The sequence below is a fragment of the Priestia flexa NBRC 15715 genome (genome assembly GCF_001591565.1).
GTDB lineage: Bacteria > Bacillota > Bacilli > Bacillales > Bacillaceae_H > Priestia > Priestia flexa.
This window is the reverse complement of record NZ_BCVD01000033.1, coordinates 22,602-31,544: the sequence shown is the minus strand read 5'-3', so window position 1 is coordinate 31,544 and position 8,943 is coordinate 22,602. Positions and strand designations below refer to the sequence as shown.

Annotated in this window: 7 protein-coding genes; all 7 read left to right on the top strand. The window is 37.0% G+C overall.

Translation table 11 applies throughout. The features are described from left to right. The first annotated feature begins 50 nt into the window (after nucleotides 1-50). The 7 genes from mfd to yabQ all read left to right on the top strand — a co-directional run bounded on the left by mfd (nucleotide 51) and on the right by yabQ (nucleotide 8,939). The gene (gene mfd / locus BFL01S_RS07885) at nucleotides 51-3,599 is read left to right on the top strand and encodes a transcription-repair coupling factor (protein WP_412762059.1); all 3,549 of its coding nucleotides are present in this window, start codon (nucleotides 51-53) and stop codon (nucleotides 3,597-3,599) included. A 196-nt stretch (nucleotides 3,600-3,795) separates the two neighbouring features. Continuing rightward, nucleotides 3,796-4,332, top strand: coding sequence for a stage V sporulation protein T (spoVT, locus tag BFL01S_RS07880; protein ID WP_025909831.1), 537 nt, complete (start codon nucleotides 3,796-3,798; stop codon nucleotides 4,330-4,332). Between the two features lie 220 nt (nucleotides 4,333-4,552). Further along, nucleotides 4,553-6,148, top strand: a complete 1,596-nt coding sequence (locus BFL01S_RS07875) for a putative polysaccharide biosynthesis protein (RefSeq protein WP_061785377.1) — start codon at nucleotides 4,553-4,555, stop codon at nucleotides 6,146-6,148. A gap of 27 nt (nucleotides 6,149-6,175) precedes the next feature. After that, nucleotides 6,176-7,630 carry a bifunctional methyltransferase/pyrophosphohydrolase YabN gene (gene yabN / locus BFL01S_RS07870; protein WP_025909833.1) on the top strand — a complete coding sequence of 485 codons (1,455 nt, stop codon included), beginning with the start codon at nucleotides 6,176-6,178 and terminating at the stop codon, nucleotides 7,628-7,630. 20 nt (nucleotides 7,631-7,650) lie between these two features. Continuing rightward, nucleotides 7,651-7,914: an RNA-binding S4 domain-containing protein gene (locus BFL01S_RS07865; protein ID WP_025909834.1), complete on the top strand. Its 264-nt coding sequence runs from the start codon at nucleotides 7,651-7,653 to the stop codon at nucleotides 7,912-7,914. Between the two features lie 99 nt (nucleotides 7,915-8,013). Further along, nucleotides 8,014-8,319: a sporulation protein YabP gene (gene yabP / locus BFL01S_RS07860; protein ID WP_025909835.1), complete on the top strand. Its 306-nt coding sequence runs from the start codon at nucleotides 8,014-8,016 to the stop codon at nucleotides 8,317-8,319. Then, complete coding sequence (gene yabQ, locus BFL01S_RS07855) at nucleotides 8,316-8,939, top strand: spore cortex biosynthesis protein YabQ (protein WP_025909836.1); 624 nt, start codon at nucleotides 8,316-8,318, stop codon at nucleotides 8,937-8,939. The genes yabP and yabQ overlap by 4 nt, the downstream gene beginning before the upstream one ends. The last annotated feature ends 4 nt before the right edge of the window (nucleotides 8,940-8,943 follow it).

Genomic DNA, 8,943 nt, shown 5'->3' with positions numbered 1-8,943 from the left:
GGGGTCAGTCCCATATACCAAAGCGTTTTTCTATTTACTTACATAGCAACATGGGAGGAGGGAATTCCTTGAGAGGGATTATACAACGTTTCGTTGAAAATGGTGAAATAAATACAATTGTTAATAGCTTAAAAGAAGGTCTAAAAGAACAATTAATAACGGGAATTTCTGGTTCAGCACGTTCAGTTTTAATGGGGCTACTGAATGAAAATGAAGGTTATCCGTTGTTAGTGGTTACTCATAACTTATTTCAGGCTCAAAAGGTGTATGAAGATTTAGTACATCTTTTACCGAACAAAGATGTGTTTCTCTATCCAGTTAATGATCTTGTAGCAACAGAAGTAGGAATTGCTAGCCCAGAGTTAAAAGCACAAAGGATTGAAGCATTAAACCATTGGAGCCATAAACAATCTGGTATTGTTGTAACCACTGTATCAGGAGTAAGAAAAATTCTTCCACCTAAAGCTAGGTGGGAACAAACTCAGTTAATATTTCAAAACGGTCATGATATTGATGTTGACCACTATTTGCAAAAGTTAATTCAGTTGGGATATGAACGAGTGTCAATGGTTTCGGCTCCAGGAGATTTTAGCGTACGTGGGGGAATTATTGATGTTTACCCACTGACAGAGGAACTTCCTGTTCGAATTGAGCTTTTTGATACGGAAATCGATTCTATTCGTACTTTTACGCTTGAAGATCAACGTTCTCAAAAGCAGTTAGATAAAATTAGTATTGGACCTGCTACAGAGTTTATTTTCTCAGAGGATGAGTTAAAAGATGGAACAGTGGAACTTGAAAAGCGTTTAAGTGATAGTTTAGCCAAAGTAAAAGATAAAGCAATAAAGGAAAAGCTGATTGAAAACATTCAAGGGGAAATTGAACAGCTAAAACAAGGACAAACATTAGACAATATGTTTAAGTATTTGTCTCTGTTCTATAAACAGCCCGCTAGTTTGCTAGATTATCTTCCAGAAGGTGGAGTTGTTTTTTTTGATGAGACCACTCGTATCCAAGAGACGTCTGAACAACTTGATAGTGAAGAAGGCGAATGGGTAACGGAGCTGCTGGGACAAGGTCAGGTTGTACGAGATGTACAGCTTTCGCATCCGCTTGCAGGATTAATTCAATCAACGCCACATCAGCTAATTTACACATCGTTATTTCTAAAACATGTTTCATATACAAATCCACAAAATATCGTGACTATTTCATATAAGCAAATGCAGCAGTTCTATGGGCAGATGAATTTATTAAAAGGCGAAATTGAACGATGGAAAAAAGCAAACTACACAATTGTTATGCTTGGAGCAGATCGTGAGAGAGTTACCAAACTAGAGGGTGTATTAGCTGATTATGATATTGAAGCAGCTATTTTAGACGGCGATGGCCAGTTAATGCCAGGGATTGTTCAAGTCATTGAAGGGGATCTTCAGGCTGGGTTTGAACTTCCAATGCAAAAGCTAGCGGTATTAACAGAAGAGGAACTATTTAAAAAGCGTGTAAAAAAGACAAAGAGACGCCAAAAACTATCTAATGCAGAGCGTATTAAGAGTTACTCTGAATTAAATGTTGGCGACTATGTCGTACACGTGAATCACGGAATTGGTCGCTATTTAGGTATGGAAACTCTTGAGATAAATGGAAATCATAAAGACTATATCCATATTAAATATGAAGGCTCTGATAAATTATATGTTCCTGTTGAACAAATCGACCAAGTGCAAAAATACGTTGGCTCCGAAGGCAAAGAGCCAAAAGTATACAAACTAGGCGGTAATGATTGGAAGAAAGTGAAGCGTAAAGTAGAATCTTCTGTCCAAGATATTGCTGACGATTTAATTAAACTGTATGCAGAGCGTGAAGCCAGCAAAGGATACGCTTTTTCTCCAGATGGAGACCTACAGCGTGAATTTGAACTTTCATTCCCGTACCAAGAAACTGAAGATCAACTGCGCTCTATCCAAGAAATCAAAAAGGATATGGAAAAAGAGCGTCCAATGGATCGCTTACTATGCGGTGACGTTGGGTATGGGAAGACGGAAGTCGCTATTCGTTCTGCTTTTAAAGCGGTCACAGATGGTAAGCAAGTCGCAATACTCGTGCCAACAACGATTTTAGCTCAACAGCACTTTGAAACGATTCGAGAAAGGTTTCAAGACTATCCGATTAATATTGGGCTCTTAAGTCGCTTTAGAACTCGAAAGCAACAGCAAGAAACAATTAAAGGTTTAAAGGACGGTACGGTTGACGTCGTAATTGGAACCCATCGTTTATTATCAAAAGATGTGATATATAAAGACTTAGGACTACTAATTATTGATGAAGAGCAACGTTTTGGTGTAACTCATAAAGAGAAAATTAAGCAAATGAAAGCAAATGTAGACGTGCTAACGCTGACTGCTACGCCAATTCCACGTACACTGCACATGTCAATGCTAGGTGTAAGGGATTTATCAGTCATCGAAACGCCGCCTGAAAATCGTTTTCCAGTTCAAACGTATGTAGTAGAGTACAATCCTGTATTAGTACGTGAAGCAATTGAGCGTGAACTAGCGCGAGATGGCCAGGTATACTTTTTATATAATAGGGTTGAAGATATTGAGAGGAAAGCTGAAGAGATTTCGATGTTAGTACCCGATGCTCGCGTAACGTATGCTCATGGTAAGATGAATGAGACGGAATTAGAAGCTGTTATTTTAAGCTTCTTAGAAGGCGAATATGATGTGTTAGTTAGTACGACAATTATTGAAACAGGTGTTGACATTCCAAATGTTAATACGCTTATTGTTAATTATGCAGATAAAATGGGATTATCGCAGCTGTATCAGCTCAGAGGGCGTGTAGGTCGTTCTAACCGCGTTGCGTATGCATATTTCACATACCACAAAGATAAAGTATTGACAGAAGTCGCTGAGAAAAGGCTACAAGCAATTAAAGAGTTTACCGAGCTTGGTTCAGGGTTTAAGATTGCGATGCGCGACTTATCTATTCGTGGGGCTGGAAACCTTCTAGGTGCACAACAACATGGATTTATTGACTCAGTTGGTTTTGATTTATATTCTCAAATGCTTAAAGACGCCATTGAAGAACGACGCGGCACAGATGAGCAGAAAAAGAAAATACAGGTTGAAATTAATCTAGACCTAGACGCATATATACCGGATCAATACATTACAGACGGGCGTTTAAAAATTGAAATGTACAAGCGTTTCCGTGCTATTGAAACATTTGATGATATTCAAGACTTACAAGATGAGATGATTGATCGTTTTGGTGAATATCCAGTTGAAGTGATGCATTTATTTACGGTAGCTGAAATAAAAGTATATGCCAATACGAACCTAGTGGAATCCATTACTCAATCAAAGCAAGACGTTACGATTTTATTATCTGAAGAAGCTAGCTCTACTGTAGACGGTCAAAAATTATTTATGTTAGGTAATGAGTTTGGCAGAATGGTCAGCCTAGGTATGGAAGGTAAAAAAGTGAAGGTTGTTATTAATACAAAAGAACTTGCACAAAAAGAATGGCTGAAAATTGTTCACCATTTAACGCGTGATTTAGCAAAAGTTAAGAAGGAACAAGTTCCAAATTAAAAAACAAAACCATTTGTCAGCGACAAATGGTTTTGTTTTTTGAGAAAAAGGGAACTTTTTAACAAAAAAGAGATGGTTGGTGAATAGAAGTTGCATAGTAACGAATACTAACCTCAACACCGGTGAATGATTAATGAATTATTTCACTCATTCACCTACTATTTTTAATCATCAGATGAAAGAGAGGCTTTAATCAATGAAAGCAACAGGTATTGTTCGTCGTATTGATGATTTAGGGCGTGTCGTAATTCCAAAAGAAATTCGAAGAACGCTCCGTATTCGTGAAGGCGATCCATTAGAGATTTTTGTTGATCGTGATGGAGAAGTCATTTTGAAAAAGTATTCACCAATCAGCGAGTTAAGTGATTTTGCTAAAGAATATGGTGAGGCTCTTTACGATAGCCTAGGTCATCCTGTATTAATTTGTGATCGCGATACATTTATTGCTATTGCAGGTATTTCAAAAAAAGAGTATTTAAATAAAAACATTAGTTCTCTAGTTGAATCTACAATGGAAAGTAGAAGCTCAACTTTAGTGAAAGAAGGCAAAAGCTTAGAGTTTGTTGATGGGCATGAAGAAGAAATTTCATCTTATACAATTGGTCCAATTATTGCGAATGGAGACCCGATTGGAGCGGTAATTCTCTTCTCAAAAGAGAAATCCCTTGGTGAAGTAGAGCATAAAGCGGCTGAAACTGCTGCAGGTTTCTTATCTCGTCAAATGGAGCAATAAGCGACAGATCTAATCAATGTTATTTTAATTTATCTATGAAAAGACAGCAGAACTGCTGTCTTTTTTCTATGTGGTTTTTTCTGTAAAACACATAAAGAGCACGCAATGAGAACGTGCTATAATATAAAAGTCTTACAATACCAGGTTAACTGCATATGCCTTTAGAGGTTGATATTGCAAGGTCATCATAAAGAATTGGTATAATACGAAAGGTGTCATAATGCAGAAGAAATCAAATGTTTTAATGTTACTAAATGGCGCTGTTATCTTAACCTTAGCTGGTCTTTTTACAAAGATATTAAGCGCTAGTTACCGAATTCCATATCATCATATTGCAGGTGATGTTGGGTTTTATATTTATCAACAAGTATATCCTTTATACGGGATTATCTTACAAATTAGCACGTATGGATTTCCCGTCATTATTTCAAAACTGGTCTCAGAACATGTGGCGAATAATGAAAAAAAACAAGCTATCCAGGTTATTCAAGTCAGTTTTGTGTTTTTGAGCATGTTAAGCCTCATGCTGTTCGGTATTCAGTATGGGTTTGCAGAGAATATTGCGACCTTAATGGGAGATAAAGAGTTAACGCTATTAATTCAAATTATTTCATTTTCATTTTTATTTGTTCCATTTGTCGCAAGCATTCGAGGATACTATCAGGGGTTAAATGAAATGCTCCCAACAGCTGTGTCTCAAGTATCAGAACAAACGCTTCGCGTAGCAACAATTTTACTGTTATCTTTTCTGCTCGTTAAAAATAACTACAGTCCTTATATAGTAGGCGCAGGCGCAATATTTGGTTCAGTTGTAGGTATTACTTTTTCATTAATGGTACTCATTTTCTTTTTATTTCGAAGTCGTGTAGTTACTACATGGAGTTTCTCGAAACAAACGTTTACAGGGGCAGTTCCTATTTTAAAAAAGGTAGCCATTCAAGGCATAATCATCTGTATTAGTGGGATGGGGTTGCTATTAATTCAACTGATTGATTCCTTTACCTTATATCCTTCTCTTCTGACAAGCGGAATTGACGCTGAAAAAGCTAAGGGAATGAAAGGTATTTATGACCGAGGCGTGCCTTTAATTCAGCTTGGAACGGTTGTTGGAACAGCATTCTCACTTTCACTTGTTCCGGTTATATCTTCAGCTATCGCTCAAAATGATTGGGCATTTGTAAAAAGTAAGGTTAACGTTTCAATCAAGCTTTCGTTGGTTGTTGGTGTCGGTGCATCTTGTGGACTAGCGGGCTTAATGGAACCAATTAACCACATGTTATACGGGAACATTGAAGGTTCGCAAGTGCTTAAAATGTTAAGTATGCTCGTTATTTTTACAACGATATCTGCTACTATAGCCGCTGTACTGCAAGGGATTGGTCGAATGAAAGCACCTGCATACGCCATTTGTATCGGTGTGGTTATCAAAATCCTGCTTAATTTGTGGCTTGTTCCTATTATGTACACAGAAGGGGCCGCGATTTCGTCTGCTATTAGCTTCTTAGTTATTACTGTTATGAACAGCATATTTTTGTATAAAGTACTTGGCCCAAAAAACAAGCTCATTCGTCATGCGGTAAAAATTATAGCAGTCGGTCTCTTAATGGTAATGGTATTAAGAGGGTATTTGTGGACAATGAATGGTATACTAGATGCACATTCAGTCAGTAGAGGATTAAATGTGGGTATTGCACTATCAGGTGTTATGTTTGGTGGCCTTTTTTATTTAGCTTTAATTATCAAAAGCAGCATTTTTACCAAAAACGAATTAAGAGACGTTCCCCTAGGAAAGTGGCTCATAAAATACATCTTATAGTTTAACTAGAACATGAAGGAGGATTCCATGACTAATAAAATAACCATTGTTGGTTTAGGTGCAGGAGATCTTGACCAGCTTCCAGTAGGAATTTATCGTTTATTAAAACAAAATCAGAGCGTGTTTTTAAGAACGAAAGAGCACCCAGCTGTGAGAGCATTAGAAGAAGAAGGTTTTTCTTATCAATCTTTTGATGGTGTCTATGAATCATTTGATTCATTCGATGATGTATACGAAAGTATTACAAAGCAACTGTTAGAACAAGCTAAGAATGGCAATGTTCTTTACGCTGTTCCAGGTCATCCTCTAGTTGCTGAAAGAACAGTTCAGCTGTTACTGCAAAACGAAGAAGGTATTGAAATTGATGTGAAAGGTGGACAAAGTTTTCTAGATCCTATTTTTACGTCATTGAAAATTGACCCAATTGAAGGCTTTCAGCTTTTAGATGGCACTGCACTACATCGTGATGAACTAAGGTTGCAACAGCATATTTTAATAGGGCAGGTGTATGACCAGTTTGTAGCTTCTGATGTAAAGCTTACACTAATGGAGCAGCTGCCAGATGAATATGAAGTATACATTGTAACAGCGGCAGGTAGCTCAGATGAGCATATTAAAAAAGTCAAACTGTATGAGCTTGATCATGGAATGGAGCTCAATAATCTAACAACAGTTTATGTTCCACCTGTAAAAGACTCTGCATTGTTATATCACCAATTTGAAGAATTTCGCCGTATTATTGCGATACTGAGAGGGCCAAATGGGTGCCCATGGGATAAAAAGCAAACGCATGAATCGTTAAAGCGTTATTTAATTGAAGAAGCTTATGAGCTACTAGATGCTATCGATCAACAAGATGACGACCATATTGTTGAAGAGCTAGGAGATGTTCTGCTACAAGTAATGCTACATGCTCAAATTGGTGAAGATGAAGGAATGTTTACCATTGAGGACGTCATTTCTACCGTAGCAGAAAAAATGGTTAGGCGTCATCCACACGTGTTTAGCAACGTAAAAGCCGATAATGAGGAAGAGGTTCTTCAAAACTGGGATGAAATTAAAAAGCAAGAAAAAGGGGAAGAACCTTCTTCATTATTAGATGATGTACCGTCTACCATGCCTAGCTTGATGAGAGCATATAAATATCAAAAGGCAGCTGCCAAAGTCGGGTTTGATTGGGAAACGATTGAGCCGATGTGGGATAAAGTAAAAGAAGAGCTTCAGGAATTTGAAGAAGAAGTGCAGGCGGAGAATCTGGAAGAGATGAGCAATGAGTTTGGCGATCTTTTATTTGCGTTAGTAAACGTATCTCGCTACTACAAAATTGATCCGGAAACCGCATTAGCTAAAACGAATGAGAAATTTGGTGCGCGTTTTCGCTATATTGAAGAGCAGGTAAAGAAATCTGGTCAATCATTTGCAAACTTTACATTAGAAGAGCTAGACCAATTTTGGAATGAAGCAAAAAAAATAGGTTTGTAATAAAGAAAGGTGAGGGAACTATGAGATTAGATAAGTTTTTAAAGGTATCTCGTCTAATTAAACGTCGTACGTTAGCAAAAGAGATTTCAGACAAAGGAAGAATTTCCATTAATGGAATTGTTGCAAAGGCAAGCTCAAACGTAAAAGTAGGTGATGAGTTAGCTATTCAATTTGGGACAAAGATTGTGACAGTAAAGATAGAAGCCCTTCAAGAAAACGCTAAGAAAGAAGAAGCTGCTAACTTATACTCTTTAGTAAGAGAAGAAAAAGTATCAAACTCATAAAACAGTTAGGACATCTGTGAGCTTGTTCTAAACTTCATTCTCACTTCATATGTTTAAACCAAACGTAATGAAGAGCTTAATAATGAGGTGGGGATGAAGATGAGTCAATTTTACGAAATGGGCAGTGCAAATAAAGATCAAACTCCAAATCATGATTTAGTAATGAAGGGGAGACGCCTCTTAGATATTACCGGAGTCAAGCAAGTAGAGAGTTTTGACAATGAGGAATTTTTGCTTGAAACTGTGATGGGGTTTTTATCTGTACGTGGTCAAAACCTTCAAATGAAAAATTTAGATGTTGAAAAAGGAATTGTATCGATAAAAGGAAAAATCTTTGATATAGTTTACTTAGATGAGAACCAGTCGGAGAAAGCTAAAGGATTCTTTAGTAAGTTGTTTCGATGAGCCTTAATATACAATTCTATACTATGCTTGCGATGATTTCGATGGGTGGATGTGTTGGAGCATCATTGGATACATATCGCTACTTTGTAAATCGGGCTCAAACAGTAAGGTGGTTCGTCTTTATTAGCGACTTACTGTTTTGGGTAGTTCAAGCACTACTCATCTTTTATGTGTTGTTTTTAGTTAATGAAGGTGAGCTAAGATTTTATGCATTTCTTGCTTTATTATGCGGATTCGCAGCTTATCAGAGCTTAATTCAATCCATTTATTTAAAAGTTTTAAAATTTATTGTTTCAAGTGTGTTAGCCGTTTATCGAGCTTTACTAACGATTCTTACTATTATATTGGTCAAGCCTGCTCGAATGCTGTTAAGGTGTATAAATGCCTTGGGCTTATTATGTTATCGCTTTGGATACGGCCTTGTTTCATTTATACTAAAGGTAATTTTTGTACCAATAAGATGGGTATTCTTAATTTCTTGGAGAATCATGCCTAAATCTGTAAGACGATTTCTACAGAGGTGTTTTACGTATTTAGAAGGAATTTTTCAACGTGTAAAGAATACCATAATGAGAGCTGTATCATGGTTAAACACTTTTAAAAATAAGGAGGACGACTAGGTTA